Source organism: Paenibacillus sp. YAE3, from assembly GCF_057546105.1.
This window is the reverse complement of the sequence record NZ_BAAIYF010000004.1, coordinates 290,275-314,979: the sequence shown is the minus strand read 5'-3', so window position 1 is coordinate 314,979 and position 24,705 is coordinate 290,275. Positions and strand designations below refer to the sequence as shown.

Here is a 24,705-nt window from a genome sequence, read left to right as displayed (position 1 = left end):
ATGAACCTCCCTATCAATTAATGGTCGTGCTGCTTCTCGTCGATCCCTTTGCGCAACGCATTCCACGCGAGCGTGGCGCATTTGATGCGGGCCGGGAACTTGTTTACACCGGACAGGGCTTCAATATCCTCGTAGTCGTCGAAATGGACGTCTTCCCCTTGCATCAGCGCGGAGAACCGGGATGCCAGCTCCCTTGCTTCCTCGACCGTTTTGCCTTTGACGGCTTCGGTCATCATGGAAGCGGAAGACATGCTGATCGAGCAGCCTTCCCCCGTATATCTCGCATCCTGTACGATTCCATCATCCACCTTGAGCTGCAGCGAAATTTTGTCGCCGCAAGTCGGGTTATTCAAATCGACTGTAACGGTTCCGTCTTCGAATTTTCCCCGGTTCCGCGGATTTTTATAGTGGTCCATAATCACGCGCCGGTACAAGTCATCAAGTTGCATTAGCCAAAATACTCCTTTGTCTGGATTAATGCGCTGATCAGACGGTCCACATCTTCCTTCGTATTATACAGATAAAAGCTTGCGCGTGCAGTTGAACTTGCTTCCAGCCAGCGCATCAGCGGCTGGCAGCAGTGATGGCCGGCCCTGATGGCGATGCCGCTGGCATCCAGAACCGTCGCCACGTCATGCGGGTGAACATCGCCCAGGTTAAACGTGACCAGCCCGACTTTCCGCGCGCGGGGACCGTAAAGCTTCAGTCCTTCAATCTCGGACAGGCGGCCCACCGCGTATTCGGCCAGTTCATGTTCATGGGCCGCAATGGCGTCAAGCCCGATGCTTTCGAGAAAATCGATGGCTGCTCCAAGCCCGACGGCTCCGGCAATGATCGGCGTGCCCCCTTCAAACTTCCAGGGGAGCTCCTTCCACGACGAGTCGTAAAGCCCGACATCGTCGATCATCTCGCCGCCGAATTCGACCGGTTCCATCTTCTCGAGCAGCGCCTGCTTCCCGTACAAAACGCCGATCCCTGTCGGACCGCACATTTTATGGCCGGAAAAAGCATAAAAATCGCAATCCAGGTCCTGCACGTCTACCTTCATATGCGGCGTGCTTTGGGCGCCGTCAACGACCATGACGGCTCCGTGGCGGTGCGCCAGAGCGGCGATTTCCTTGACCGGATTAATGACGCCCATGACGTTGGAGACGTAAGCCATCGTTACGATTTTCGTTTTGTCCGAAACCACCTTCTCGACTTCGGACAAGGTCACTGTACCGTCTTCTTGCAGTTTAACATATTTGAGCACGGCGCCGGTGGCTTTCGCCACCTGCTGCCATGGAATCAGATTGCTGTGATGCTCCATCGGGGTCAGGACGATTTCGTCGCCCTCGGACAAAATGGAGCGTGCGTAAGACGAAGCCACCATGTTCAGGGCTGTCGTCGTCCCGCGCGTAAACACGATTTCCTTCGTGCTCTTGGCATGAATGAATTTAGCCACTTTCTCGCGTGCGCCTTCATAAGCATCGGTAGCACGGCTTCCGAGCGTATGCACGCCCCGGTGAACGTTCGCATTATCGTATTCGTAATAATGCCGCAGCGCTTCGATGACGGCCAGCGGCTTCTGGGAAGTCGCCGCGCTGTCCAGGTAAACCAATGGATGGCCGTTGATCTCCTGCTTCAGAATCGGGAACTGCTCGCGAATGGCGTTATTCATTGTCCCAACTTCCTTTCGATGACCGTTTGCAGCTGTTTCTGCAAGCTTTCCATCGGAATTTGGGATACGACAGGCGCCAGGAATCCGTAGATAATCAGGGATTCGGCAACCTCGCGGGAAATGCCGCGGGACATCAGGTAATAAATTTGCTCCTGGTTGACTTGGCCAACCGAAGCCGCGTGGCCTGCTTTAACGTCATCTTCGTCGATCAGCAGGATCGGGTTCGCGTCCCCGCGGGCTTTCGGGCTCAGCATGAGCACTTTTTCCGTTTGCTGTCCGTCGGATTTCGTTGCGCCTTTTTCGATCTTCGTAATCCCGTTGATGATTGCCGTTGCTTCCTCGCGCATTACCGCGCGGGTAATCATTTGGCTTTCGGAAGATTTGCCGAAGTGGTTGGCGCGGGTCGTGTAGTTCAGCTTCTGGGAACCGGAACCGACCGCGATGACTTTCGAGTCGGACGTCGATCCGTTACCTTTCAGCACCGAATACGTATCGCTCACCGTGTCGCCGCTGTTCATTTCGCCGACGATCCATTCCATCGATGCGTCATTGTCGATGATGGCGCGGCGGTAGCTCAGATCCGTGACGTTGGTTCCCATTTGGTGAATGGTTGCATACCGGACCTTCGCTCCCTGCTTGGCGAACACTTCGACGGCGCCGTTATGGGTAACCGCCTGGTTGCCTTCGCCGGAAACGTAATTGTCCACGTAGGTTACCGAGCTGTTGACGTCGGCAATGATCAACACATGCGGAGCAAACGTCGCTTCGCCGTCGTCCGTAAGCAATACGGCCTGCAGCGGCACCGTGACTTCCACGTTTTTAGGAACGTAAACGAACACGCCCCCGTTCCAAATCGCGGCATGAAGCGCCGCTACGGAGTTTTCGTCCGCTTTGACCGCCGTATGCAGGTGGGCTTTGACCAGATCCCCATGCTCTTTCGCGGCGGTTTGCAAATCCGTAAAAATAACGCCTTTTTCAGCCAGCTCCGGTGCAAGCTTCGAGTATACGACGCTGGAATTGCGCTGGATCAGCAAGCTTCCGGACTCCTGATCCTGGATCAGCTCTTGAATGGATGCCGGAACCTCCGCCAGCGATGCGATGCCCGCATCCGCTTTATAGCTTCCGTAATTTTGAATGTCCCAACGCTCGATTCTCATTTTCTCGAGTTTAGGCAATTCAAGGCTCGCGGCAAGCTCCAAAGCCTTCAGACGGTTTTCCGTTAGCCAAGCCGGTTCTTGTCTTTGTTTGGACAGTTGACCAAGGCTCTCAGCGTTTACCGGAAGAATCGTTTGTGTTGTCATTTCGGTTTCCTCCTTCCGTTGTTTACGCTTCTTGTCCTACGGTCTCGTCTTCGATGCCCAGTTCTTCCTTCACCCAATCGTAACCTTCCGCTTCCAGGCGCTCGGCCAGCTCAGGACCGCCGGATTTCACGATGCGGCCTTGCATCATGACATGGACGAAGTCCGGTTTGATGTAGTTAAGCAGGCGCTGATAGTGGGTAATGATCAAGAAGCCGCGGTCTTCGCTGCGCATCGCGTTGACGCCGTTGGCAACGATTTTGAGGGCGTCGATATCCAGGCCCGAGTCGATTTCGTCCAAAATGACGATGCTTGGTTCGATCATCATCATTTGCAAAATTTCGTTCCGTTTCTTTTCGCCGCCGGAGAAACCTTCATTGAGGTAGCGGTGCGCGAATTCCGGATTCATGTCGAGTTCTTTCATTTTCGCTTCCAATTGGCGGATAAAACGGATCAGGGAAATTTCCTGACCTTCTTCACGGCGGGCGTTAATGGCACTGCGCAAAAAGTCGGAGTTTGTCACGCCCGTAATTTCGCTCGGGTACTGCATTGCAAGGAACAGACCTGCGCGTGCGCGCTCGTCGACTCCCATTTCGAGCAGGTCTTCGCCGTTCAGCGTAGCGCTGCCCTCGGTAACTTCGTATTTAGGATGCCCCATCAGAGCGGAAGCCAGGGTACTTTTACCGGTACCGTTCGGACCCATGATGGCGTGGATTTCTCCGCCTTTCATTTCCAGGTTGATGCCTTTCAGGATTTCCTTGCCTTCAATTTCCGCTTTAAGGCCTTGAATTGAAAAGTGAGTAGCCATGTACGTTATTCCCTCCGTTATTGTGTTTTACCGAAATCAGACAGTCTATTTAAAACAGGGATGACCTACCCTGATTTCAAGCAATCATAATTATCAATTTAAAATGAATCTAAACTGATTCTCACTGATTATCAATAATTTTATAATAAATACAGTTCCATATCAACCTTCATAGGCCGATGTTTCCGAAATAATCGCAAAAGCAGGCCCGGCCTACACAGCCAAGCCTGCTTTCGTATACGCAAAACTTAAGGCAAAACGCCCTCCCCAGCCGGGACCGCGGCTCTTGCCGCGGCAGGATGAAGCCGCTTGAAATATGCCGGACACGCACCGCCGTAACGCTCCTTAATTAAATAAGGAAGTTTTTCGTCGTGCCCGAAAACGTTCCGTTTGCGGCCTTCTTTCAACCTTATCCCAGGTAAGAACGCAGCATCCACATATGCTTCTCCAGATCGTTTTTGATTTTGATGAACAAGTCTCCGGTCGGCTCGTCTCCCGTTTCGTCCGCGATCCGAATGCCCTCCTGCAGTTCTTCGGACACCGTGGCGAAATCCTCGATCAGTGTCTGCACCATTTTGCGGGCGTCCTCTTTGCCCGATGCCTCCTGGATCGTCGCCAGCTCCAAATATTCCTTCATCGTGGCGGCCGGGCTTCCTTTAATGGTTAAAAGCCGCTCGGCCACCTCGTCCATTTTGAGCGTAATGTCGTCGTACAGCTCTTCGAACTTCGCGTGCAGCGTAAAGAAATGCTCGCCTTTGACGTACCAGTGGTAATTATGGATTTTGACGTACAGGACGTTCAGGTTCGCGACCTCCTGGTTCAATATTTGCTCCAGCGTCGTCGTTTTCGTTTTTGCGGTTGTTTTAGCCATGTCGAATCCCTGCCTTTTCATGAATATAATCGGCCTGCGCCGGGCGCGCAAAAGCCGTTTGCACTCTGCATGTCATCGGCTTCGGGCAGCACTCTGCCGCTTGTCCGCCTTTGTTCATATATTACCCTGCTGCTCCCTACATGAAACAAAAACGCCCCATCTTTCGCATGGAAATCTGTGCAAGCAAAAAAATGGTTCAAAAACCTGCCGTTATCCGATATACTGAATAATAATTTACAATACCAAGCGATTAAGTTGGAATTAAATTTGGTTTATGCGGTTCTTTACTTAGCGGAGGTGACTTTTAGTGTCCACTTATCATCCACTCACGATCGAAGAAGCGATCTCATTTGCCCGCGGCATTCCGGGTCATTTTCCTGCAGATGCCGCGCTTGACTGCGAGGAAATCGGCGACGGCAATTTGAATCTGGTGTTCCATATCACCGACCAAAACGGCGGCAAAAGCCTCATTATCAAACAAGCGCTGCCTTATGCGAAAGTCGTCGGCGAATCTTGGCCCCTGTCCCTGGACCGCGCAAGAATCGAACGGGAAGCCCTTCAGCTTCAGTACCGGCTATGCCCCGGCCTCGCCCCGGAAGTGTATGCTTACGACGATCACCTCGCCATCACCGTCATGGAGGATTTAAGCGATCATACCATTATGCGCAAAGGCCTCATCGATGGCGTCGCTTATCCGCTTTTTGCGGAGCATATCGGGGAGTTCCTGGCGAGAACGCTGTTTTTCACGTCGGACTTGGCCATGAACCCGCAGGAGAAAAAGGAACAGGTCAAAAAATTCATCAATCCCGATTTGTGCAAAATTACCGAGGATTTGATTTTCGAAGATCCGTACAAGCTGTCGGCCAACAACAACTATCCGGAATACCTTGAGGACGAAGCCCGGAGCCTTCGCGAAGACGCGGCCCTCCACCTTGAGGTGGCGCTGCTGCGCGAAGCCTTCCTGACCCGCGCGGAAGCGCTGCTGCACGGCGACCTGCACACCGGAAGCATTTTCGCGACGCCCGAGTCGACGAAAGTCATCGATCCCGAATTTGCATATTACGGGCCGATGGGCTTCGACGTCGGAGCTATCATCGCCAACCTGTTGTTGAATTACGCTTCCCGCCCGGGATGGACGAAAGACCCGGCCGCCCGCCGGGAAACGGAGCAGCGGCTGCTTTCGATGGTGTCGGATATCTGGCAGGAGTTCGAAACCCGCTTCCGCAAACTATGGGATGAAGAAGCCAAAGATCCGATGGCGGGATCCCCCGGTTACCAGGACGTTTACGTCGCCAAGGTTTTGCGGGATACGGCCGGTTTCGCCGGCTGCAAAATGATCCGCCGGATCGTCGGCCTCTCGCATGTCGCGGACATCGACGCCATCGAAGACGAGCGGCTTCGGGAAGAAGCCCAGCGCAAAGCCCTTGCCATCGGCAAGCATCTCGTGAAACAACACCGCACCGTGACGAACGGAGAAGACATTCTGCGGCTCGTGAAACAAGCGGCACAACCATTCGAAGGAGCAGTACGATGAGCATCCAGGAATCTACGCCAAAAGATAGATATCAACCGCTGATCTCGATAGTATGGGAAGAGGATTCGCTGAAGCTTTTGGATCAGCGCCTCCTGCCCGAAAACATCATCATGCGAAAACTCGTCACGCCCGAGGAGGTATGGGAAGCCATCCACTCCATGGTCGTGCGCGGGGCGCCCGCGATCGGCATCGCGGCCGCCTACGGCGTCGTCCTCGGCGCCAAGCGGTACGCAGGCGCAGACAAGCTGGAATGGCTGCAGCATATTCAGCAGGTATGCGCCTATCTGGCAACCTCCCGTCCGACGGCCGTGAACCTGTTCTGGGCGCTGGACCGGATGAAGGAAAAGGCCTCCCGCCTTGCCGCTTCCGAGGAGGGCATCGCCGGCTTCCCGGATGCCCTTCTCGCCGAAGCGGCGTCGATCCAAGCCGAAGACGAGGACGTCTGCCGCCGGATCGGCGAGCACGCGCTGCCGCTGTTTTCGGACGGTATGGGCGTCCTGACGCATTGCAATGCGGGCGGCCTCGCGACGGCCAAATACGGAACCGCGACCGCCCCCATGTATCTCGCCCATGAAAAAGGCATGAAGCTGAAGGTGTTCGCGGACGAAACCCGCCCCGTTCTCCAAGGCGCGCGCCTCACCGCCTTCGAGCTGCAGCAGGCGGGCATCGACGTCACGCTGCTTTGCGACAACATGGCCGGCATGGTCATGTCCAAAGGCTGGGTGCAGGCGGTGATCGTCGGCACGGACCGCGTCGCGGCCAACGGCGACGTGGCGAACAAAATCGGCACCTACAGCCTCGCCGTTCTGGCCAAAGCGCACGGCATTCCTTTTTACGTGGCTTGTCCGCTGTCAACGATCGATCTGAATACCGAATCGGGCGACCTGATTCCGATCGAGGAACGGCCGGAGCATGAAATTACGGAAGGTTTCGGCAAAAGAACGGCTCCAAGCGGCATCAAAGTCTATAATCCGGCATTCGACGTGACGCCAAACGAATACGTTACCGCCATCATAACGGAAAAAGGCATCGTCCGCGCACCCTACCGGGAACATCTGGCGGCGCTCTTCCGCTAGAAGCGGTACGCAAACGATTTTTATCAAATCCCATCATGCCAAAAACGAAACCAGCCCCTGAAGGGCTGGTTTTTTTGCCGCACTTTTAATCAGCCAGCTTCATGAAAATCTATGACCATTGAACCAGTTGTCTATAGCATTTTAAGAAGCGCTTCATGTCCGGGCATGCCCGGAACGATACCCAGGGCGGCTGCTTCCGACGTGACGGATTCGAGCGGCGATTCCAGCAGCTCCTTCAACGTCCTGACACCCACCGCTCTTCCCGCAATGATCTTGCGGTCGCCCAGGCGATCATTTAAAAGTCCGATGTCGAGCGCCCCGCACATGATGTTTATTTAAATATTCCCTTATAAATCAATGTTTTTTTGCTCTAAGTCCCTTAAAAGTCACAGAGCGGTCACACAAGTATAATTTCCTCAAGTGTGTTTGTGACTTCTTCCTGCATACTTGGCAAAACGTGACTATAGGTGTCCAATGTAACGCCAATTTTGGTGTGTCCCAGTCTCTCTGATATGACTTTTACGTTAATCCCTTTTGAAAGTAGCATTGTTGCATGGGTATGTCTTAAATCATGGAATCTGATGTGCGGCAATCCTGAATCCTTAATGTCTTTTGCGTATCTCTTTGTTAAGTTTCCTGGGAACACAGTCTTTCCATTACTAAGATTGAAAATTACAATATCCATATCAATAAAATTAGTACCAAGTTTATCCTTCAAAGCTTCGTATTGTTTTTGTTGCTCTTTTAGAATATCGACTAACTGATTGGGAATTGAGATTTTCCTAACACCTGCATAAGTTTTAGCACCTTGTTTAATTTCCTTTCCATAATATGTTAATGTTTGATTTACATAAATAAGTTTTTTATCGAAATCAATGTCTTTCCATCTTAAACCAAGTATTTCTCCTTGTCTCATTCCAGCCAACAATGCAAGAGCATAAACACAATGGTATCTTCTATCTTTAGTGAACATCAGAAATTGGTTTGCTTGTTCAAGTGTCCATATCTGTAAGTTTATTTTTTCTTTTTTGGGTAAAGTCACTTTTCGCATGTAATTAACCTTCAGTAACCCATACTCAATTGCTTTATCAATTGATCGTTTAAGCAAAGTACAAACCCTATCAATCGTATTTCTTGCGAATCCTTTATTGTGCATGTCTGTTACGAAACGCTGACAAATACCGAGATCAAGCTTTTGTAATTTGTGCTTTCCTATGGAGTTTTTGATATGATTTTTAAAATAAAGCTTGTCGTTATAAAATGTGGTTTCGCCACATTCCATTTTACGGATGTTATCAAGCCAATATGAAATAAAATCTCCAAGTGTTGTATGATCCGTTCCAATATACTCTTTATTTTGTACCTCTAATTGGAGCTGTGCCATTCTATCATCGGCTTCGCGTTTTGAATCAAATCCTCTCCTTCTTACTTGCTTCCTTATCCCTGATTCATCGTAATAATCGAAAACAAATTCCCATTTCTTGGTAGTTTTATTTTTCTTTACTGAAGCCATTCGTTTTCACTCCCTATTCTTACTGACCAGATAAGAATGGAGCCAAGTATGTGATTAATTTAATTTTATCACAAATACTGACTCCACTTATGCCATGCACGTCACATTAATTTTGAAGTTTTAATCCAATATTCCAGTACTTCTCTTGATACATATTTTCTTTTACCAATCTGAACCGGATTTAATTTGTTCATTATTTCCGTTGCTGCATTACGTCCCATATTCAATCTTTTCATAATGTCCTTTGTACACAACAATTCTTTTTCTTTTGTCGAAGTTGTCATTTCATCACCTCATATAACACCTATGTATTTGAAATTTGTCTCATTCGATATTTTTGATTCACAAACAATATGTATTATTTCCTTCCGTTTAGGTATTTTTTATTTAATTGTTTTCTAACCTTCCGACTCAGAAGGTCTGAGGGATGTAAGTTCAACTTACCCCTTGACCTACGGAAATTTCCCACTGGTTGGACGCTGCGTCCCCCCCCTTCCCAGCTTGTTCGGAAATCTTTCACAACTTGGCGAAAATCCAATCACTATACAAGGTACACGTCAAATTGACGTTTAGCCATCGTTTACAAGGTGGGTTTTATTCCACGTTATACCCACAAATGGGCATGATGTGATTCCAAAAGTGGCAACGAGCCAGTTAAGGTGGCTGCCGAATTTAACTAAGATGACCGTGGTATGTACCACGCTTTAAGACTTAGAGCGCTATACGACGTCGTACCAATTACCAAGTAGAAGCCAATCTGACCACCGCTAATTTTATTTGCTCCGCGAAATCGCGATTCAAACTATTTCCTTTGACGAGGTGATTTGAAATCACCCCTTTAATCCTCTAACTCATCATCCATGATCTCTTCTATGTATTCAAAGTAATCCTTCTCTTGTGCCCATTCCTTATTCGTGTACACGCTCATTGTACACCCGTCTAAGCCTGTTAGATATACTTGCTTCATTCTCACCCTCCCTTACTGTATAACTCGCTCAGAAGGGCTTCTGTTGCTTCTGATTCATAGAAATTATTTAGGAACGCTCTAACTATATGTATTGGATACTCTTCTTCCATTAGTAGAGCTTTGATAAACTTATTTGGTTCTAGGTGGATTCCTTCTATACTTAATTGTCCCGCTACACTTTCCGTAGAAATAGACGACCTGTCGAAAATTTAGACTGGTTAACCGTCGTGAATTTCATGAAGGTATAGTAAGACATTCTCCACGTTATGGGGAAAGAAGATTCCATCATGACGTCTAACACCATAGACCTATTTACTGTTCAATGGTAGGATTTAGGATATATTGTTTAGGGGGAATATCCAAAATGAAGAAATTGATAATAGGCTTTGCTTGTGGAGCATTATTCTTTTCTGGTGTTTCTTATGCTGCTTCCAGCAAATTGACTGCAAGTATTGCAAATTATAAATTGGTCATCAACGGGAAAGAGAAGGCCCTAAAAAACAAACCGGTTATTATTAATGGAACTACATATTTACCGTTACGAGAAACGTCTGAAGCAGTTGGATATAATGTTGCTCTAAAGAATGGTCAAATTCTGCTTGATAATGGATCAGCGGCGAGTAATCAACCCGCTTCGACTATCAAGAATACTGAAAAATCAAGCAACTTTATTATTGTTGATGCACTCAATATTAAAACTGACGTTGATGGAAAACTTTACGGTTTAACCATGGGGCTCCCATCATATGTAAAAGGGCAGGAAATTTTTGCAGGTTTTGATGCTAATTATATTGATCTCCTAGTCTCGATTGCTTCAAATGACTACTATATACGTGAAAGTAATAATGATAATCCCGACTCTATTACTACAGAACATTTTGCAAGTAATCTTAAATATCTCACGATAATCGAGAAACAAAAATCATATGAAATAAAAAATCCGCAAAATGATAAAGTATATAAAATAATTCTTAACAAAGAATCAAGTACTGGGGCAATTTATATAAAAGAAAAGAATGCATATGCGGTTCCACTTAACGATATGTTTAAGCAATTGGGGTTAAATATAGAAGCAAAATATGAGGCAGATCAAAATAGAGTGGTTTTAAAATTCAAGTAAGAGAAAATGTAAAAAAGGGGCTGTCCAAAGTTGGACAACCCCTTCATTTTTATACAATCAGCTCAGCTATTAATAACATGTCGAATACGCAATTAACATCTTTTTTCATATATTCTCTCAAAGGCCTTTTAGATGCATATTATGAAGTTTATCAAAACTATCCTCACCGTTATACTTTTACACCAGTCCCAACACACTAATTGCAATAACAATAATCGAAAACATAGTCCTCATTACTTTTATTGAATTCCATTTCATAAAGAAACTGAACCCCATCTTCATGTCTGCTTACATTTTTTATTACTACTTCATACTCTCCATTAGCATATTTATCGATAAATGCTTTTGCTTTTGCTTTTCCATTTTCTATAGCTTCTTCTTCGCTCTTTTCACCATTTGGAACAGTTGCATAAAACTCTTTAGCAACAATAAAAGCCTCCATTTGCTCCTTAGTGGCTCTCTTTTCCTTTATTGTTTCCCTTTTTATCATATTATTGGTATCCCCGATAAGAGGCATAATTAGCATTTTAAAAGCTACGTCTTGAAGAATCTCAGGTCTATTATTTTGGTAATCATAAATTGAAATATACTTGTCAATGCTTATCACTTGTTTTACATAATTATCGAACTCATTGCCATAGCTTCTTAATGGATACTTTCCTTTAGGCGCAATAGCAAGAAATGCAAAGCTTTTACCTTGAACATCTAATAAACGCAAATAGTCATTAATTGACATGATTTAACCTCCCCTAATTCTGTAATCCTTGCAGGAAATTTATGATCGATAAAAAAGCATTAGTTATATTAATTAGTGTTACAGTGATTAGATTTCCAAACGAAGTTGGATTCTTAATTGTCCACGCTACAAATAGAACAGCTATTGCTAAAAACAAAATTAATGGTATACCTTTAAGTTTGATAGAAATATCAACAACCTCCTAAATTATTTATCCATAGGATAATTATACCATGCAAATCTTGCATATGAAATAAACGAGAATGCGTTAAAAACCCGTTTGGAAATTTACCCCAATGTGCTAAAATAATCATAAATATTTGATAGGGGAGTAGCTAATTTATGAGTTTGCGTGATCGTTTGTCAATAATGTTAAGTGATACTGCATATTTTATTGATCAAGTTATCTATGATACAAAGGAATTTAAAAAAGAATTTAAAAGAGACCTTAAGGATATACGCAATTTAATAAAAGACAATATACATGACCGTTCACCACTTGCCGGTAAGACTATTGATAAAATAGATAGAGTCAATCAAACAATTAATAATTTTACTAAACGGAATAACATTAAGAAGTCAGATCTTTTATTTATCAGCAATCCTGTTATGTTTGCATCGCGAGTTATAAATCGAAATACAACACGACTAACAGTAAAAGCAATCAAGCGAAAAAAGCAATTTGTCCCCGAGCCTGCAGACCATCTTGTAGTAAATAGGATCGGTTATACGCATCACGGGCTTTATATTGGTAATAACGAGGTAATTCATTATTCCGAAGGAGTTATACATAAATGCTCACTCAAAGAATTTCAAGGTAAATCCTTTGAAATAATGAATGGAAACTCTCCACAGAGATATTCAGTTGAGGAGATCATTCAAAGAGCGAATTCCAGGTTAGGTGAGAGGGAATACAATGTAATTTTCCAAAATTGTGAACACTTTGTCATTTGGTGCAGGAATGGGAGTACTAAAAATCAATTTATTTAACTACATATGTCACTTCGTCTAGTTTTAAAAACTTCGAAGGATTCAGAAAAATCAGGTATATATTTTCTTCGTAGTAAGATTTAATTTATTGAATATTTCTATATTGATATTAATAGATATCCCTTGATATATAGTATCGCCGGAAATTTAACCTTGATGTCGAGATGGAAGTGCTGCAGGAATTTTTGGTAATCTTGCATTTTTTGTAACTTTTAATATCCCCCCCATACCCATTTTAGATGTCTTAACCCCTCGTACAATCGTCCATAGGGTTTGTAACGACGTCGTTACTTTCTAAAGTCACGATTCGTTACTTTAGAATACTTGGAACTCTATTTTCAGATGGTGTTAGTTTCCATTCATTGTAATCAATAATGAATTGTTAGTAAGACGGAATTCCGTAGCCTCAAAAGGATATTGTGGACATAATAAAAAGCCCTTGATAGGGCTTAGTGTACTGCCGGTTATGTGAACGCCTTTTCAATTGCCGCTATCTTCTCTAACTCATCAGGCTTGGAATAACGGCGTGTACCATTAACATCCTTATGTCCTGCAAGTTCTGCAACCGTTGAAATATCGTTACCTGACTTGACTAGCTGTCTAACAAAGGTATGTTTCAATACGTGTGGATGTGTACCGTATTTGCTTAACATGTGCTGAACGGTGCGGACTGATATACGTTTGCGTTCGTTACTAATGAATAGTGAATCGTCGTTATCAGTTCGTGTTTCAAGATAACGGGAAAGGTGGTACCTTACATCAACAGCTAATGGAACAGTCCTAGACTCTCCACCTTTACTTTCCCTAACGGTCAGGCTTCCGCTTCTCTCGTTAATAATGATGTCTGTCCTATTCAATGACACCAATTCAGAAACCCTCAGACCATAATGCATTAGTGTATAAATGATTAATCGTATGATTTCACCACGGATGCTAAAACAGATGCTATATTTTGAACTAATTCGGTATGATTCATTTTTCACCTCGAAACCTGAATATCGATGAAATAAACCTTTTGTGCACATTAATTTCTTGGGTAGTTCATTTCCATAACAGGCACTTTAGGAATAATTTAATCTTTCTATGTAATACTTTTTCAGTGCCTCTTCCCTTTTATCTCGATTTCACCGTACTCTATTCATAATCTGATAACCTATTGTTCATAGTATCCAACTTTTGTCACAGGTCCTATTATCCAACATATCCCAACATTGAGCAACAAAAAACCACCACTGTCTAGTGATGGGTTACGGTTCGCTGTTGTTATTCTCTTTTCTGTAGCTTCTTAGCTCAATATCCACAAAGAGGAAATTCGATACTTACAGTTCTCGGTCCTATGCTCCCAATATTGTAATACCGGTTATCTAAACAATGTCATAATGGAAAAAGTTAGTTGGTGTATCAACTTCATTGTACAATATCAGCGGGGTCTGTCAAGATTTCTGTGTAAACTCATTCCAAGCAATCCCCACGAGGGGGATTAAACGTAAATAGTTACTGACCCGATCCGGATAGAAGACCGAAAGCTGAAGCAGCATCTGTCCCCAGTTTTGGACACGACCTGTCCATTTTCGTGTCACATCCATCGTGGCCAGGTAGAGCATTTTCAGCAGGGCTTCATCGGTAGGGAAGATACTTTTCCCCTTAGTGACCTTGCGAAGCTGCCGGTGGTAACTCTCAATCATATTTGTGGTATAGATAAGTTTGCGAATCTCAGGCGAGTACTTGAAGAAGGTTGAGAGTTCCCCCAATTGTTGCGCCAAGAGCGGACAATGAGCGGATACTTGACGCCCCAGACTTCCTCGAAGCGGTCCAGTTCAAGCAGTGCCCCTTCCTCAGTTGCATCTTTGTAAATCGGCTTCAGGTCAGCGGTGACTTTCTTGAGATCCTTGTACGACACGTAGCGGGTGGAATTACGGATTTGGTGGATGATACACTTTGGGATCTCGGTCTTTGGATAGCAGGCCGCAATCGCTTCGGAGAACCCACTAAGATTATCCACACAGATGATGAGAATGTCTTGGACACCACGATTTCGCTCGCAGATCATTTAGCACGCTGAGCCAAAACTTACTGGATTCATTCTCTCCGATCCACATGCCGAGCATATCTTTGTTTCCGTCCAGGTCGATACCAATAACCATGTAGGCTTTTTTTGTTTACAATGGCTCCGTCCTGCTTCACTTTGAAGTGAATCGCATCCATGTAGACGACTGCGTACACGCCTTGAAGCGGTCGATTCTGCCATTCCTTAATGAGAGGCACGATTTTGTTGGTGACATTGGAGATGAGCGTAGGCGAGACTTCGATACCGTAAAGGTTATGCAGATGGTCTTGAATCTTCCGGGTGCTGACACCTTTGGCGTACAGGGCGATGATCTGATCTTCAATGCCGGTAACATTCTTCTGGTGCTTCTGCACAACAACCGGCTCGAATTCCCCCATCCGATCCCGTGGAATCGCAATTTCCTGCCTCCGTATTCGCTGCCCACCGTCTTCTTGCTGTTGCCATTTCGGCTGTTTGGCGTCATCTTGGCTTTAACCTCGTGCTTCTCGTAGCCTAAATGCGTGTCGATCTCCGCCTCCAACATCTCTTGAAGGGTCTCGGCAAACAGTTCCTTTAAGGCATTCTGCGCGTCTTGTGCCGTCACCAACTTCTCCTTAATGAAGGCTCGCAATTGCTCTTTCGTCCAAAGTCCCATGTATCCCCCCAAACCTTTCTATGTCTTCCATTTTACTGGGTTTAGGAGTTTACACAAACTATTTTACAGACTCTATCAGCGGCTGTCTGAAGTACATTATCTATTGTAAATTCTTGATCTGATGCAATCGAATATGTACGTGTTATATCATCTTCCTCATCATCTTCTTTTACATGTATTCCAACAATAACATCGTAATAGTATCTTGTTTTCATGTTATTCTTTTCTGCCTTTTTATATTTCATGTAATTGGGCCCCCATTGTCCGGTTATCATAAAATATTTGTTTTATGTATCTTTTTTTCTCTTCTCGAATGCGATCCATGAATAAACAATATCCAGAAAATTAATGGATTATTGCTAATGCAAGTTTCCGTTCTTCATAAGGAAGTGTGAGCATGGCGATTATTGTGATTGGAAATACAACGGCTAGTAAGATTAAATACTTTTTCTTATGTTTGTTTTTTATCTCAGTCACCTCCTTAATCAAATTTAGATCTAAGCCATATTTTATGTTGACCTCTGACTTTTAAAACCCTCATACTTTGGAAGGTACAAGCAGTGTAGTATCGACTCAATTAGATTTAGTGTAAATATCCCTAGCCCTTCATCAATCTCTATGTCAACTCGCTCAATGTTGTTTTTTATCCAGTTTCCCACGGTTAATTTTGAAAGCGAATAAACATTCATTGTAGGGTCTAATAAGATAGACTTCGCAAGATTGCTTTTTGAGCTTTCCGGGTTATAATGCTGACTATAAAATCTGGCCTTGCTGTTTCTTCCCGCTTTTCCTATCTTTAGATATTCATCTTGGTGCTTATAAGTATAAATATACATCTTACCATCTACAAATTTACAGGAGTGTGGTTTGCCTCGGTCTATAACTCTGATCTGATTGTCGGTTGGATTAATGCCAACCTCACTCAGCATTTTATATAAGAATGGTTTAATTTCACTAATGATATCCATTAATTCACTTCCTATAAAAGATTCGTTTTATTAAAAATCCGCTTTAATTCGATCACTTCCATAACTCCAGATCGAGAATACGACTATGTAAGTCACTAACTTCCCTTTTAAGATCTTCTAGATCACTTTTTATGTTTTCCTCTGTCTGTTCTATATCAGAGAATGTTAAGTCTGTATTATTCGATTCAATTGTATTTGATGTGGATTCTAAGTCATCGACTTTAGATTTCAGTTCTTCTAAAGTAGATGACAGGTCGTTGTTTGAGTTCTTCAGCATTTTTAAATCGGTAGTTTGCTGGTAGTTAGTAAATATTAAAAAGCCAAATAAACCAAATACAATTAATCCAAGTAAACCAGCAATAACTCTTTTAACCATGACTAGTTCCTCCCTCATCATTTTCTGTAAAATCACATGCGAAAGGCTAATTTTACTAAAACCAATTAATTATTTTATGATTAATCTCGATCTTAATTATCGAGTCATCAGTCCGATATTCATTCATTTTTTTCTTCGACATGCTCCATGAAAGCCCCGAAGTGCTACTTTTTTGTGATTCATATACTTTTTCGGCCTTAACGATATAAATAAGAATCTTTTGATTGCTATTTTCATTGATGAAGTCCATAACAAATGCATAATAGGGGACACAACCGAAAATTTCAGATGCATATTCCATATTGTGCTTTTCTTTTTCTATATCTTTTGAGATTAGGATGCCTTCCACTTCTTGTTTTAACCGAAATTCCAATAAGCTCGTCGGTAACATTATTTCTACCTACAATGTCAAGTCCAATTTGATCTACATGGGCAACTGAAAATCCCTCTCTAGATAAATAGTAAAGAACAATATATTCTCCAAAATATCCGGTAACTTTTGAATGCCTTATACTTTTTTGTTCAGCGTAATCGTTCATTTTCCATCTCCTAATAAAGGACTCATTTCATATTACTTTGTTTGAAATTCTATGGGGAGTTTTGTAATAGAATTAACACCCCATAGAATTGTTCCTTCTATTACTCTTCACCTTTGTTACGTAATATATAGCTGCCTTGTTCCAACTTCAAACTTTCAATGGAACCATAGGGCGAAAAATATGATTCTACGGTTGTTCCATCTTCAAAGTCAATCTCCCCTTGGAAACTTCCATATAACGAAGCTACTCTGTTTAAATTAATTATAGCTTCAATACCCTTGTCCTTAGTATCCAGTCCAGGGGCATGTATTGAGGTTCCATTCAATTCGGTTCGGTTAAATTGAAAAGGATGCAACAGATCACATATATCTTTATAATTATTCGTAATTACTGTGAATTTTTTAGACGTTTTAACTACTGCCTTTCCCTCATAGTTAAATACATAATTAATAGATCCAACACCAATTAAACTTGTGACTTTAGTTTCTCCAATTAGCTCTTCAATCTCCAAAAATCTTGCCATGTAAAACCTCTCCTTGTTTTGTTTTACTTTATTGTATCTAGTAGCCTTTTCAATTCCTTGTATCTTTCATTTTTCTTGTTTTCTATCACCAGTTCTTCGCTCCTAGCAAGTACTTGTTCAAGATCGTTCAATCCCTCAATGAGCGCAGATAACAAACTTTTGAATATCTTCTTTATTTGTATTCATTCTTTTCATCTCCTAAGGAATGTACTATTTTATTTGATGTCCAAAAAACATATTTATTCCACGCTTAGCTACAACTTCATCGAGAGTGGAATTGATAGAACATTCGTTTCTGAAATTCTGGATTGATCTGTTATATGAATCAATAAAGCACCCAATTTCTAGTACGATTATTTCCCCCTTCTGAGCCTTCTCCTTCATTCCTTCAAGCTCATTTATTGTTTCTATTCCCCAAATGTATGAGATTGGAATAGCCCTACCTCTTCTTGACATACTGGATTCACTTGTAAGGGAATGTAGAATTGAGCAACGAGCACCGTACAAGGATTCTCCGTTTAAATTAGAATTGTTAGTCTCAGGTATTAGATACGTGTTTACCCAATTAATATAATCCTCCCTTCTTACATCTCTATCTCCATCAACACATAGAGAGGAAGCAATCTCAATACTGCTATATATCATTATTAAAATCGAAGGAGTTAGTCTCTGTTGCCTAGATAGTTCAATGCTTTTATTAATTTGGTGAAAATTATTAAATACATGGGCTGAATTGTAAACCATTTCTTCTCACTCCTTATATTTTATGAAATCATCGTTTTATTTTCTTTTGGTTTACTACAGATCAAAATACTCTCTGCCCTTATGAGTTAAAAAAACGAACCCTATTCCCATTGCCTTTTGATCAAAAATTAAATATCCCATCTTGATCTAAAGTCATAAAAGATACGCTCCTCTTTTGTGTGTATGACTTCACGCCTACCCAACCTTCGTTCTAGGTTCTATTATCCAACATATCCCAATACAAGACAATAAAAAACCATCACTATCATAGTGATGGCTTACTTCATTCTCCCATTATTTTAATAAGCATTTTTATAGTGATCCAGTTGCCTCTATTGGCTTTTAGGTACAGTTTCCCTTTTATCAGCTTTCCTGTTCTGTACTTACCGCTATCTCCCCTTATGCTATAACCAACCGCCCATGTTGAGCAGTAGGTGTTAACATTTTTGATTCAACATAGTTCACTGTTGTATAAGTTAGACTAACTGACTCAATATCTCCGTCAAAAAACTCTAGCCACCTCTCTAAATCATCATGGGTTTTGACAACACTCTTTATAAAATGAAGATTACATTCCTCCTCAACTCCCACCCATTCAAGCCAGTATGGGAATACTTCAATGTCAGATAGACCGTTATCCATGATTTCTTGTTCAGTATTGTTTGCATATCGATATCTCCTTTTTTATGTATCATTTATTGTGCTTTCGTACTCACAGATATATAATTCTTTAATGCAATATACGCTTATGGTCATATCCTGTCAATTGATTGGAGGAATTTTATTGCTTAAAATTAGAATTAAGTTAAAGGAAGCTTTAAAAAGCAGAGGAATTACACAAAAACAACTTGAGGAGATGTCAGGTGTTCCGCAAGCAAGAATATCTAAATTGTGTAGTGATGATCGAAAAGAAGTTAATCTGATTATGCTAGAAAAAATAGCCGATGCATTAGACATAGAGGATATTGCAGTATTGATGCAATTTGAAAGTGTGGATTAGTGCCAAGTACTGCGTTTAAACCTTGAACGAGTGTATTTCCTTCCCCGATTCCTAAAACGTCTTACAATCCAGAATTGAAGTCCTGAGGGGTGTCCTACATGGACGCCTTTTATTTCATTAAAATATTTTGTTACTTAAGAACTAAATCCTCTGGTCATGTTTTCCACATAAGAAAACATTAATCACAAACTTACTCCATTCTTAAAAGTCACAAATTTGGTCACAACTATTGTTTTTTATCGTTTATTTTTGATGCATTTTAAATCCTTTCAAATTCTTTTGAAAACTAATGAAAGCTTGTCCTGTAAGGGATTATGCCGAATAAACAATAGATATTTTTCAACGAGAAATTTCCTATACACTAGTTGCCCCGCACATGATGTAACCCCGCGAGGTGCTGATCGTCAGCAGGGTCGTTTTGGGGAGCTTGACTTCCACTCCGACAAGGGTGTGACCACCGACCGTAATAGGCTCCATCGTCACCATAGGCTCACACCTCCCTAATAGGATAAATGCTCAAATTATGTGTATTCCCGCAAGGCGCTTCCTGTGTAGGCGACCTTCCCGCCGGCTAGGAATAAAGTTACGCACGCATCCGACATTAGGACTATTCACGTTTACGTGTTCATGATATGATTTATTCAGTTTCATACATATTTTTCACATGGTATAGGCTGGGGGAATTATGGAGAATAAACAAAATGTTGAAGAGTCAGGGTATTTGTTTAATGTCGATATCCTGGTCAAAGGCCGCTCGAATGCGCTTGCATTGCAGGCGATGATCGAAATGTTTAACAAATGCGAAAGCATCGCGGACTTCCGGATCAAATCCGGAATGGAGCTTGGCCAGCTGATCGATTCGATGCTTCGGGACAAACGGAAATCCCTTGTTCACAAGTCAGGCGCTTCCGCAGATTTGCCTGTGCCTGACAACAACCGCACTCAAAAAGCAAAGACTGGACAACCGGCGACCAGCCCCAGCTCCCCCGCTGAGAAAAAAACGATTTCCGCGGATTACGGCTCCCAGCTGTATGAATGGATCACGGAATGCATCCGCGACAACCGGCTGACCCGGCTGACGATCAGCCGCGGCGGCACACGGAACAGTATGCCGTGCCGCATATTGAATTTCGACGAAACCAATCAGCTGCTTAACGTCTACCACGTTGACGAAAAGCAGGTCTATTCGTTTAAGCTTAGCGAAATCATTGAGGTCGTCTAATACGAGCAAAGCCCTTGTCCTCCTGTGAACAGGAAGCGCAAGGGCTTTCTTAGTCTTATCGTTTCTTTCGCGACGCCGCATCGGCGATCAGGCATATCCATCCGGCGATGAACGCCACGCCGCCGATCGGCGTAATCGCTCCAAGCAGCTTGATCCCGGTAACGGTCAGCACGTACAAGCTGCCGGAAAAAAGAATGATGCCCGCAAACAAAAGCCAGCCGGCCCAGGCCAATTTTCGCGAATCCCCCCAGATGCCGGCCGCTATCGCGATCAAAATGATGCCAAGCGCATGCGCCATATGGTATTGAACCCCGGTTTCATAAACTTTCATCGCATCTTCGCCAACGATCGGTTCCAGCATATGGGCACCGAAAGCGCCGATCGCCACGGAGAGCATGGCCATGATCGCGCCGATGATCATAAACTTGCGCTGCATGTGTCGTCTCCACTCCTTCGCTTAGGTTTTGCAGTCTGTCATCATATTACCCGATCCGGTATGCCTTTTCCACCGCTTCCCCGGGCCGAAAGCCTTCGCCCGTCTTGATTTTTGCTTGATAATATGGAAGAGTAAGAAGCATACATATCTATTCACTTAAGGAGAGAAAGAACATGGAACCACACCAGCAGCCGCTCCGGCATAAACGGCACTCCGGTCCCGGAATCGCCTCGTTTATCATCAGCCTCGTGTCCATGCTGGCCTATATCATTAGCGTTGGCGCGATGGGGGCCGTTTTCGCCCAAGGCCTCGAGACCGACAGTTCCTGGACCCAGAGCTCGACCACGGGCGTCACGGTCATCACCATGATCCTGATCGGCCTGTTCGCCGCGAATGTCATCGGCGTGATTTTGGGCATCGTCGGGACGATTCTCAGGAACCGCAAAAAAATCTTTGCCGTATTGGGGCTCTCCCTGAACGCCATTATCATTTTCAGTTTTGGCCTGATGTTTGTCGTACTTATGTTAAGAGCAGGAAGGTGACCGAAATGACGAAAGTTAAAATTTTTGCCGACAGCACTTGCGACCTGCCCCGGGAGTGGATCCGGGACTACGGGATCGGCCTGATTCCGCTTTATGTCACGTTCGGGGACAAGACCTACAGGGACGGCGTGGACATTAGCGTAGCCGAGCTTTACGCGGAAGTGGACAAGACCGGCAGCTTGCCGAAAACGGCCGCTCCGTCGCCGTCGGACTTCATCCAGGCGTTTACGCCGGACATCGAGGAAGGCCGGGACATCGTGTACATCAGCCTTTCGTCGGAACTGTCCTCCACGTATCAAAACGCGGTGATCGCCGCGGGCGAATTTCCCGACGGAAGGGTGACGGTGGTTGACTCATTAAACCTGTCCACGGGGATCGGGCTTCAGGTGATGAAGGCGGTCAAAGCGGCCGAAGCGGGAAAAGGCGCGCGGGACATCGCCGAATTGGTGCAAAGCGTCAGACCGCTTGTCGAAACCGAATTCGTAATCGATTCGCTGGATTATTTGTATAAGGGCGGAAGATGCTCCGGCATGCAAAATCTCGTCGGCAGCCTGCTGAAAATCCGTCCGGTCATCAAGGTCATCGACGGAAAAATGACCCCGGCCTACAAAGTCCGCGGCAAACGGGAAAAAGCGCTGGAGCAGCTGCTGACTAACGCCCTGGCCAACCGGGACCAGATGGATCAAGATCTCATTTTCGTTACCCACTCGATGGCGGAGGAAGACGCCCGGGAGCTCAAACGGATGCTTGAGGAACGAACCGGCGCCCGCGAAGTCGCCATCTCCGATGCGGGCTGCGTCATTTCCTCCCACTGCGGGGCCAAAACGATCGGGATTTTATACGTAAAGAAAAACTAAGGGAGATGTTCATGTCTAACATCAAAATATTTACCGACAGCACGAGCGACCTGCCGAAAGCGTGGGTCCAGCAATACGACATCGGAATCATTCCGCTCTATGTCGTTTTTGGAAACGAGCAGCTCCGGGACGGGGTGGACATTACGCCGGCCGAGCTGTATGAGCGGGTGTCCCGAGGCGGAAGCCTGCCGAAGACGGCCGCCCCTTCTCCTGCGGATTTCATGGCTGCATTCGAGCCGCATGTCAAACAAGGGGAATCGATTTTGTACATCAGCTTGTCCTCCGCATTATCGGCGACCTATCAGAACGCTTTGATCGCGGCGGGCGAATTTCCGGAAGCTTCGATCCGCGTCGTGGACTCATTGAACCTTTCCAGCGCGATCGGCCTCCTGGTCATGAAAGCGGTGTTTGCCGCCCGGGAGGGAAAAAGCCTCGACGAGATCGTAAAGCTGCTCGAAGCCGTACGGCCCCAGGTGGAATCCGAGTTTGTCATCGACACGCTCGAATATTTGTATAAAGGCGGCCGCTGCTCCGGCGTGCAAAATTTGCTGGGAAGCCTGCTGAACATCCGCCCTGTCATCAAGGTGGTTGACGGAAAAATGACCCCCGCCTACAAGGTAAGGGGCAAAAAGGAAAAAGCGACGAATCAAATGCTGCAAAACGCCTTGGAAAAAAGCGGCCTCATGGATAACGACCTGATCGTGGTCGTCCATTCCTTTGCCGAAGACGAAGCGCTCCGGCTGCAAAAGGTGCTCCAGGAAAACACGAACGCCCGCCAAGTGGCGCTTTCCACGGCGGGCTGCGTCATCTCCAGCCACTGCGGCCCGAAAACGATCGGCATCATGTACGCTAAAAAAGCTTAATGCCATCATCTTCCTTTCCTATATTCACGCCAGAATCCACGTCGGCATCGCACGGACCTATACGCATACGATAAAAGGACAGCCCTCAGGCTGTCCTTTATTTTGCCGCTCAACAAAACCAGGCTGGGGCCGCATGCAGCAACGGCTTACTTTTTCCCAGGATCGATGTCCTTCGGATTCAAACCGGCCCAAATGTTCGGGATGTTCGCTTCTTCCGGATGCTCGAACACGAGGAAAGCGGTCGGCAAATACCGCTCTCCGTATTCGGATGATGGCCGGTTCACGATTTCGTTGTCCTTCACGAGCACCGTCGATGAACCGCCGTCCAGGTTGGCGGCGATCACGGCTCCGCGCTTCAGCATGATTTGCTGCACGTCGTACAAATTCGCGCCGATGCTGTAGGTCGGCTGGCGGCCGTCGATGACGACGAACAGGATGGCACCGTCGGCCCGCTGTCCCATCGCCGTCCGCGGCGCAATGCCCCAACCCTCTTTCGCATTCCGGATCAGCCCTTTGCCGTTGACGATGATCCGCGGCTGAAAGGTTACCGCCTCCTTGATCCCCATATCGTTCAGCTCTTTCAAGGAATAATGGCCGGCAACCATCTTGCCGTTTTTGTCGATGCCCACGACCTGGGTCGATTTGCTGTTCCCGAGGCCGTTGTAATAAAGCTTGCCCTGGGAAATGACGATCCCGATCGGCTTAAATCCGTTTCCTTTCCAATTCGGATCGGCGAAACCTCCAGCGTTTACGCCGGCAATAGCGCCGGTTCGTTTCACCATGCTCGACACTTTTTCGCCTTTCCCCCGGGCATGCGGCACGCCGAGGCGTATTTTCGTCGGATCGTTGACGGTCATGACGTAGCCGTGGTAGCCTTTGCCGGAAATCTCCTCGATTTCGACTAGCGGCTTTTTCTGCACGGCCGCCTCCGGGCTTTCCGAGGCAGTCGGCTCCGGAGCCGGCAGATGGATCTGGTGCGTATCTTTTTCCTCGCCCATCGATTCGAAGCGTTGGTTGTATTCCGCGACCCTCCGGTCCAGCTCGGCCTGCCCGATGATATATTTGGCCCAATGCCGGTGCTGCGTCGTGATCAGCGTGTCCGCCATCAGGAACCGGTATTCGTTGCCGCTCGGCGTCAAGAAAAACCACCCGGCTCCAAGCGCTCCCGCAATCAGCACGGTCCATACGAAACGGGAAAGGAACCACCCGAACCCTTTTTTGCGTTTTTTGCGCTTTTTATGTTTATAGGATTGTTGTCTCACGGTAGATCTTTTGGGCAATGAAGCTTGGTCCATCGTCTGTGATCCTCCATTTTTCTGCAAGCTTTGAAAATAAGACGTATCCTTTCACTAAAAAGTTA

General features: G+C 45.3%; 28 protein-coding genes and 4 pseudogenes. 10 read left to right on the top strand and 22 right to left on the bottom strand.

The features are described from left to right. Positions 1–17 precede the first annotated feature (17 nt). The 5 genes from sufU to AC27KL_RS10110 form a co-directional block, all read right to left on the bottom strand. On the bottom strand, positions 18–449 hold the full coding sequence (gene sufU, locus AC27KL_RS10130) for a Fe-S cluster assembly sulfur transfer protein SufU (protein ID WP_036711864.1): 432 nt from the start codon (positions 447–449) through the stop codon (positions 18–20). Next, positions 449–1,660 (bottom strand): cysteine desulfurase, encoded by a 1,212-nt coding sequence (locus AC27KL_RS10125; protein WP_212950445.1) that lies wholly within the window; start codon positions 1,658–1,660, stop codon positions 449–451. The genes sufU and AC27KL_RS10125 overlap by 1 nt, the downstream gene beginning before the upstream one ends. Then, complete coding sequence (sufD, locus tag AC27KL_RS10120) at positions 1,657–2,961, bottom strand: Fe-S cluster assembly protein SufD (RefSeq protein ID WP_487169579.1); 1,305 nt, start codon at positions 2,959–2,961, stop codon at positions 1,657–1,659. The genes AC27KL_RS10125 and sufD overlap by 4 nt, the downstream gene beginning before the upstream one ends. A gap of 22 nt (positions 2,962–2,983) precedes the next feature. Continuing rightward, complete coding sequence (sufC, locus tag AC27KL_RS10115) at positions 2,984–3,766, bottom strand: Fe-S cluster assembly ATPase SufC (protein ID WP_212950446.1); 783 nt, start codon at positions 3,764–3,766, stop codon at positions 2,984–2,986. Positions 3,767–4,175: 409 nt separating this feature from the next. Continuing rightward, positions 4,176–4,637, bottom strand: coding sequence for a Dps family protein (locus tag AC27KL_RS10110; RefSeq protein ID WP_339321850.1), 462 nt, complete (start codon positions 4,635–4,637; stop codon positions 4,176–4,178). Between the two features lie 307 nt (positions 4,638–4,944). Between AC27KL_RS10110 and mtnK the strand changes: the two genes are divergently transcribed. Together mtnK and mtnA are read left to right on the top strand one after the other, a co-directional pair. Further along, positions 4,945–6,171: an S-methyl-5-thioribose kinase gene (mtnK, locus tag AC27KL_RS10105; protein WP_487169578.1), complete on the top strand. Its 1,227-nt coding sequence runs from the start codon at positions 4,945–4,947 to the stop codon at positions 6,169–6,171. Continuing rightward, a complete protein-coding gene (gene mtnA, locus AC27KL_RS10100; RefSeq protein ID WP_487169577.1) occupies positions 6,168–7,247 on the top strand; it encodes an S-methyl-5-thioribose-1-phosphate isomerase in 1,080 nt (359 codons plus the stop codon). Before mtnK ends, mtnA begins: the two co-directional genes overlap by 4 nt. A gap of 131 nt (positions 7,248–7,378) precedes the next feature. Here the strand turns inward: mtnA and AC27KL_RS10095 are convergent. The 3 genes and pseudogenes from AC27KL_RS10095 to AC27KL_RS10085 all read right to left on the bottom strand — a co-directional run. After that, a pseudogene (locus AC27KL_RS10095) lies at positions 7,379–7,576 on the bottom strand (YunC family protein); the annotation flags it as partial. Positions 7,577–7,644: 68 nt separating this feature from the next. Then, positions 7,645–8,760 carry a tyrosine-type recombinase/integrase gene (locus AC27KL_RS10090; protein ID WP_487169576.1) on the bottom strand — a complete coding sequence of 372 codons (1,116 nt, stop codon included), beginning with the start codon at positions 8,758–8,760 and terminating at the stop codon, positions 7,645–7,647. Positions 8,761–8,861: 101 nt separating this feature from the next. Next, the gene (locus tag AC27KL_RS10085; RefSeq protein ID WP_487169575.1) at positions 8,862–9,044 is read right to left on the bottom strand and encodes a hypothetical protein; all 183 of its coding nucleotides are present in this window, start codon (positions 9,042–9,044) and stop codon (positions 8,862–8,864) included. A gap of 1,047 nt (positions 9,045–10,091) precedes the next feature. Here AC27KL_RS10085 and AC27KL_RS10080 point away from each other — a divergent pair. Continuing rightward, a complete protein-coding gene (locus AC27KL_RS10080) occupies positions 10,092–10,847 on the top strand; it encodes a stalk domain-containing protein (RefSeq protein ID WP_487169574.1) in 756 nt (251 codons plus the stop codon). Between the two features lie 196 nt (positions 10,848–11,043). On the opposite strand, the gene AC27KL_RS10075 is transcribed toward AC27KL_RS10080, so the two are convergent. Then, positions 11,044–11,583, bottom strand: coding sequence for a hypothetical protein (locus AC27KL_RS10075; RefSeq protein WP_487169573.1), 540 nt, complete (start codon positions 11,581–11,583; stop codon positions 11,044–11,046). A 41-nt stretch (positions 11,584–11,624) separates the two neighbouring features. Between AC27KL_RS10075 and AC27KL_RS10070 the strand changes: the two genes are divergently transcribed. Together AC27KL_RS10070 and AC27KL_RS10065 are read left to right on the top strand one after the other, a co-directional pair. Continuing rightward, positions 11,625–11,789, top strand: a complete 165-nt coding sequence (locus AC27KL_RS10070) for a hypothetical protein (RefSeq protein WP_487169572.1) — start codon at positions 11,625–11,627, stop codon at positions 11,787–11,789. A 136-nt stretch (positions 11,790–11,925) separates the two neighbouring features. Then, positions 11,926–12,573 carry a lecithin retinol acyltransferase family protein gene (locus AC27KL_RS10065; RefSeq protein WP_487169571.1) on the top strand — a complete coding sequence of 216 codons (648 nt, stop codon included), beginning with the start codon at positions 11,926–11,928 and terminating at the stop codon, positions 12,571–12,573. A gap of 464 nt (positions 12,574–13,037) precedes the next feature. On the opposite strand, the gene AC27KL_RS10060 is transcribed toward AC27KL_RS10065, so the two are convergent. The 10 genes and pseudogenes from AC27KL_RS10060 to AC27KL_RS10015 all read right to left on the bottom strand — a co-directional run bounded on the left by AC27KL_RS10060 (position 13,038) and on the right by AC27KL_RS10015 (position 18,425). Then, positions 13,038–13,598 (bottom strand): tyrosine-type recombinase/integrase, encoded by a 561-nt coding sequence (locus AC27KL_RS10060; protein ID WP_487169570.1) that lies wholly within the window; start codon positions 13,596–13,598, stop codon positions 13,038–13,040. 408 nt (positions 13,599–14,006) lie between these two features. Next, a pseudogene (locus tag AC27KL_RS10055) lies at positions 14,007–14,623 on the bottom strand (IS256 family transposase). Then, on the bottom strand, positions 14,568–14,717 hold the full coding sequence (locus tag AC27KL_RS10050) for a transposase (protein ID WP_487169569.1): 150 nt from the start codon (positions 14,715–14,717) through the stop codon (positions 14,568–14,570). Before AC27KL_RS10050 ends, AC27KL_RS10055 begins: the two are co-directional and overlap by 56 nt. Next, positions 14,653–15,275, bottom strand: a pseudogene (locus AC27KL_RS10045) (IS256 family transposase). Before AC27KL_RS10045 ends, AC27KL_RS10050 begins: the two are co-directional and overlap by 65 nt. Positions 15,276–15,316: 41 nt before the next feature. After that, positions 15,317–15,520, bottom strand: a complete 204-nt coding sequence (locus AC27KL_RS10040) for a hypothetical protein (protein WP_487169568.1) — start codon at positions 15,518–15,520, stop codon at positions 15,317–15,319. 264 nt (positions 15,521–15,784) lie between these two features. Then, complete coding sequence (locus AC27KL_RS10035; RefSeq protein ID WP_487169567.1) at positions 15,785–16,243, bottom strand: hypothetical protein; 459 nt, start codon at positions 16,241–16,243, stop codon at positions 15,785–15,787. Between the two features lie 52 nt (positions 16,244–16,295). After that, the gene (locus tag AC27KL_RS10030; protein WP_487169566.1) at positions 16,296–16,619 is read right to left on the bottom strand and encodes a hypothetical protein; all 324 of its coding nucleotides are present in this window, start codon (positions 16,617–16,619) and stop codon (positions 16,296–16,298) included. Between the two features lie 284 nt (positions 16,620–16,903). Beyond that, positions 16,904–17,158, bottom strand: a complete 255-nt coding sequence (locus AC27KL_RS10025; RefSeq protein ID WP_487169565.1) for a hypothetical protein — start codon at positions 17,156–17,158, stop codon at positions 16,904–16,906. A 100-nt stretch (positions 17,159–17,258) separates the two neighbouring features. Beyond that, positions 17,259–17,681 carry a hypothetical protein gene (locus AC27KL_RS10020; RefSeq protein WP_487169564.1) on the bottom strand — a complete coding sequence of 141 codons (423 nt, stop codon included), beginning with the start codon at positions 17,679–17,681 and terminating at the stop codon, positions 17,259–17,261. 210 nt (positions 17,682–17,891) lie between these two features. Continuing rightward, positions 17,892–18,425 (bottom strand): hypothetical protein, encoded by a 534-nt coding sequence (locus AC27KL_RS10015; RefSeq protein WP_487169563.1) that lies wholly within the window; start codon positions 18,423–18,425, stop codon positions 17,892–17,894. A 784-nt stretch (positions 18,426–19,209) separates the two neighbouring features. Between AC27KL_RS10015 and AC27KL_RS10010 the strand changes: the two genes are divergently transcribed. After that, entirely contained in the window at positions 19,210–19,425 is a 216-nt protein-coding gene (locus AC27KL_RS10010) for a helix-turn-helix domain-containing protein (RefSeq protein WP_487169562.1), read from the top strand. Positions 19,426–19,782: 357 nt separating this feature from the next. Here the strand turns inward: AC27KL_RS10010 and AC27KL_RS10005 are convergent. Continuing rightward, a pseudogene (locus AC27KL_RS10005) lies at positions 19,783–19,911 on the bottom strand (YunC family protein); the annotation flags it as partial. A gap of 199 nt (positions 19,912–20,110) precedes the next feature. On the opposite strand from AC27KL_RS10005, the gene AC27KL_RS10000 reads away from it, so the two are divergent. Next, positions 20,111–20,647, top strand: a complete 537-nt coding sequence (locus AC27KL_RS10000; protein WP_339321854.1) for a YolD-like family protein — start codon at positions 20,111–20,113, stop codon at positions 20,645–20,647. 55 nt (positions 20,648–20,702) lie between these two features. Here the strand turns inward: AC27KL_RS10000 and AC27KL_RS09995 are convergent, their stop codons facing one another. Beyond that, complete coding sequence (locus AC27KL_RS09995; RefSeq protein ID WP_487169561.1) at positions 20,703–21,083, bottom strand: DUF423 domain-containing protein; 381 nt, start codon at positions 21,081–21,083, stop codon at positions 20,703–20,705. 173 nt (positions 21,084–21,256) lie between these two features. Here AC27KL_RS09995 and AC27KL_RS09990 point away from each other — a divergent pair, with 173 nt between their 5' ends. The 3 genes from AC27KL_RS09990 to AC27KL_RS09980 are packed head-to-tail and all read left to right on the top strand — an operon-like array spanning position 21,257 to position 23,345. Further along, positions 21,257–21,625 (top strand): hypothetical protein, encoded by a 369-nt coding sequence (locus AC27KL_RS09990; RefSeq protein WP_339321856.1) that lies wholly within the window; start codon positions 21,257–21,259, stop codon positions 21,623–21,625. A gap of 5 nt (positions 21,626–21,630) precedes the next feature. Next, positions 21,631–22,482: a DegV family protein gene (locus AC27KL_RS09985; protein ID WP_339321857.1), complete on the top strand. Its 852-nt coding sequence runs from the start codon at positions 21,631–21,633 to the stop codon at positions 22,480–22,482. Positions 22,483–22,493: 11 nt separating this feature from the next. Beyond that, on the top strand, positions 22,494–23,345 hold the full coding sequence (locus AC27KL_RS09980) for a DegV family protein (protein WP_487169560.1): 852 nt from the start codon (positions 22,494–22,496) through the stop codon (positions 23,343–23,345). Positions 23,346–23,491: 146 nt separating this feature from the next. Here AC27KL_RS09980 and AC27KL_RS09975 read toward each other — a convergent pair whose 3' ends face one another. Beyond that, complete coding sequence (locus tag AC27KL_RS09975) at positions 23,492–24,640, bottom strand: phosphodiester glycosidase family protein (RefSeq protein ID WP_339321859.1); 1,149 nt, start codon at positions 24,638–24,640, stop codon at positions 23,492–23,494. Between the last annotated feature and the right edge of the window lie 65 nt (positions 24,641–24,705).

What these genes read in the sequence shown, in the direction of transcription:
- sufU (WP_036711864.1), bottom strand. Translation starts at nt 449, where the DNA reads ATGCAACTTGATGACTTGTACCGGCGCGTGATTATGGACCACTATAAA.
- AC27KL_RS10125 (WP_212950445.1), bottom strand. Translation starts at nt 1,660, where the DNA reads ATGAATAACGCCATTCGCGAGCAGTTCCCGATTCTGAAGCAGGAGATC.
- sufD (WP_487169579.1), bottom strand. Translation starts at nt 2,961, where the DNA reads ATGACAACACAAACGATTCTTCCGGTAAACGCTGAGAGCCTTGGTCAA.
- sufC (WP_212950446.1), bottom strand. Translation starts at nt 3,766, where the DNA reads ATGGCTACTCACTTTTCAATTCAAGGCCTTAAAGCGGAAATTGAAGGC.
- AC27KL_RS10110 (WP_339321850.1), bottom strand. Translation starts at nt 4,637, where the DNA reads ATGGCTAAAACAACCGCAAAAACGAAAACGACGACGCTGGAGCAAATA.
- mtnA (WP_487169577.1), top strand. Translation starts at nt 6,168, where the DNA reads ATGAGCATCCAGGAATCTACGCCAAAAGATAGATATCAACCGCTGATC.
- AC27KL_RS10090 (WP_487169576.1), bottom strand. Translation starts at nt 8,760, where the DNA reads ATGGCTTCAGTAAAGAAAAATAAAACTACCAAGAAATGGGAATTTGTT.
- AC27KL_RS10085 (WP_487169575.1), bottom strand. Translation starts at nt 9,044, where the DNA reads ATGACAACTTCGACAAAAGAAAAAGAATTGTTGTGTACAAAGGACATT.
- AC27KL_RS10080 (WP_487169574.1), top strand. Translation starts at nt 10,092, where the DNA reads ATGAAGAAATTGATAATAGGCTTTGCTTGTGGAGCATTATTCTTTTCT.
- AC27KL_RS10075 (WP_487169573.1), bottom strand. Translation starts at nt 11,583, where the DNA reads ATGTCAATTAATGACTATTTGCGTTTATTAGATGTTCAAGGTAAAAGC.
- AC27KL_RS10070 (WP_487169572.1), top strand. Translation starts at nt 11,625, where the DNA reads ATGATCGATAAAAAAGCATTAGTTATATTAATTAGTGTTACAGTGATT.
- AC27KL_RS10065 (WP_487169571.1), top strand. Translation starts at nt 11,926, where the DNA reads ATGAGTTTGCGTGATCGTTTGTCAATAATGTTAAGTGATACTGCATAT.
- AC27KL_RS10060 (WP_487169570.1), bottom strand. Translation starts at nt 13,598, where the DNA reads ATGTGCACAAAAGGTTTATTTCATCGATATTCAGGTTTCGAGGTGAAA.
- AC27KL_RS10050 (WP_487169569.1), bottom strand. Translation starts at nt 14,717, where the DNA reads ATGGTTATTGGTATCGACCTGGACGGAAACAAAGATATGCTCGGCATG.
- AC27KL_RS10040 (WP_487169568.1), bottom strand. Translation starts at nt 15,520, where the DNA reads ATGAAATATAAAAAGGCAGAAAAGAATAACATGAAAACAAGATACTAT.
- AC27KL_RS10035 (WP_487169567.1), bottom strand. Translation starts at nt 16,243, where the DNA reads ATGGATATCATTAGTGAAATTAAACCATTCTTATATAAAATGCTGAGT.
- AC27KL_RS10030 (WP_487169566.1), bottom strand. Translation starts at nt 16,619, where the DNA reads ATGGTTAAAAGAGTTATTGCTGGTTTACTTGGATTAATTGTATTTGGT.
- AC27KL_RS10025 (WP_487169565.1), bottom strand. Translation starts at nt 17,158, where the DNA reads ATGAACGATTACGCTGAACAAAAAAGTATAAGGCATTCAAAAGTTACC.
- AC27KL_RS10020 (WP_487169564.1), bottom strand. Translation starts at nt 17,681, where the DNA reads ATGGCAAGATTTTTGGAGATTGAAGAGCTAATTGGAGAAACTAAAGTC.
- AC27KL_RS10015 (WP_487169563.1), bottom strand. Translation starts at nt 18,425, where the DNA reads ATGGTTTACAATTCAGCCCATGTATTTAATAATTTTCACCAAATTAAT.
- AC27KL_RS10000 (WP_339321854.1), top strand. Translation starts at nt 20,111, where the DNA reads ATGGAGAATAAACAAAATGTTGAAGAGTCAGGGTATTTGTTTAATGTC.
- AC27KL_RS09995 (WP_487169561.1), bottom strand. Translation starts at nt 21,083, where the DNA reads ATGCAGCGCAAGTTTATGATCATCGGCGCGATCATGGCCATGCTCTCC.
- AC27KL_RS09990 (WP_339321856.1), top strand. Translation starts at nt 21,257, where the DNA reads ATGGAACCACACCAGCAGCCGCTCCGGCATAAACGGCACTCCGGTCCC.
- AC27KL_RS09985 (WP_339321857.1), top strand. Translation starts at nt 21,631, where the DNA reads ATGACGAAAGTTAAAATTTTTGCCGACAGCACTTGCGACCTGCCCCGG.
- AC27KL_RS09980 (WP_487169560.1), top strand. Translation starts at nt 22,494, where the DNA reads ATGTCTAACATCAAAATATTTACCGACAGCACGAGCGACCTGCCGAAA.
- AC27KL_RS09975 (WP_339321859.1), bottom strand. Translation starts at nt 24,640, where the DNA reads ATGGACCAAGCTTCATTGCCCAAAAGATCTACCGTGAGACAACAATCC.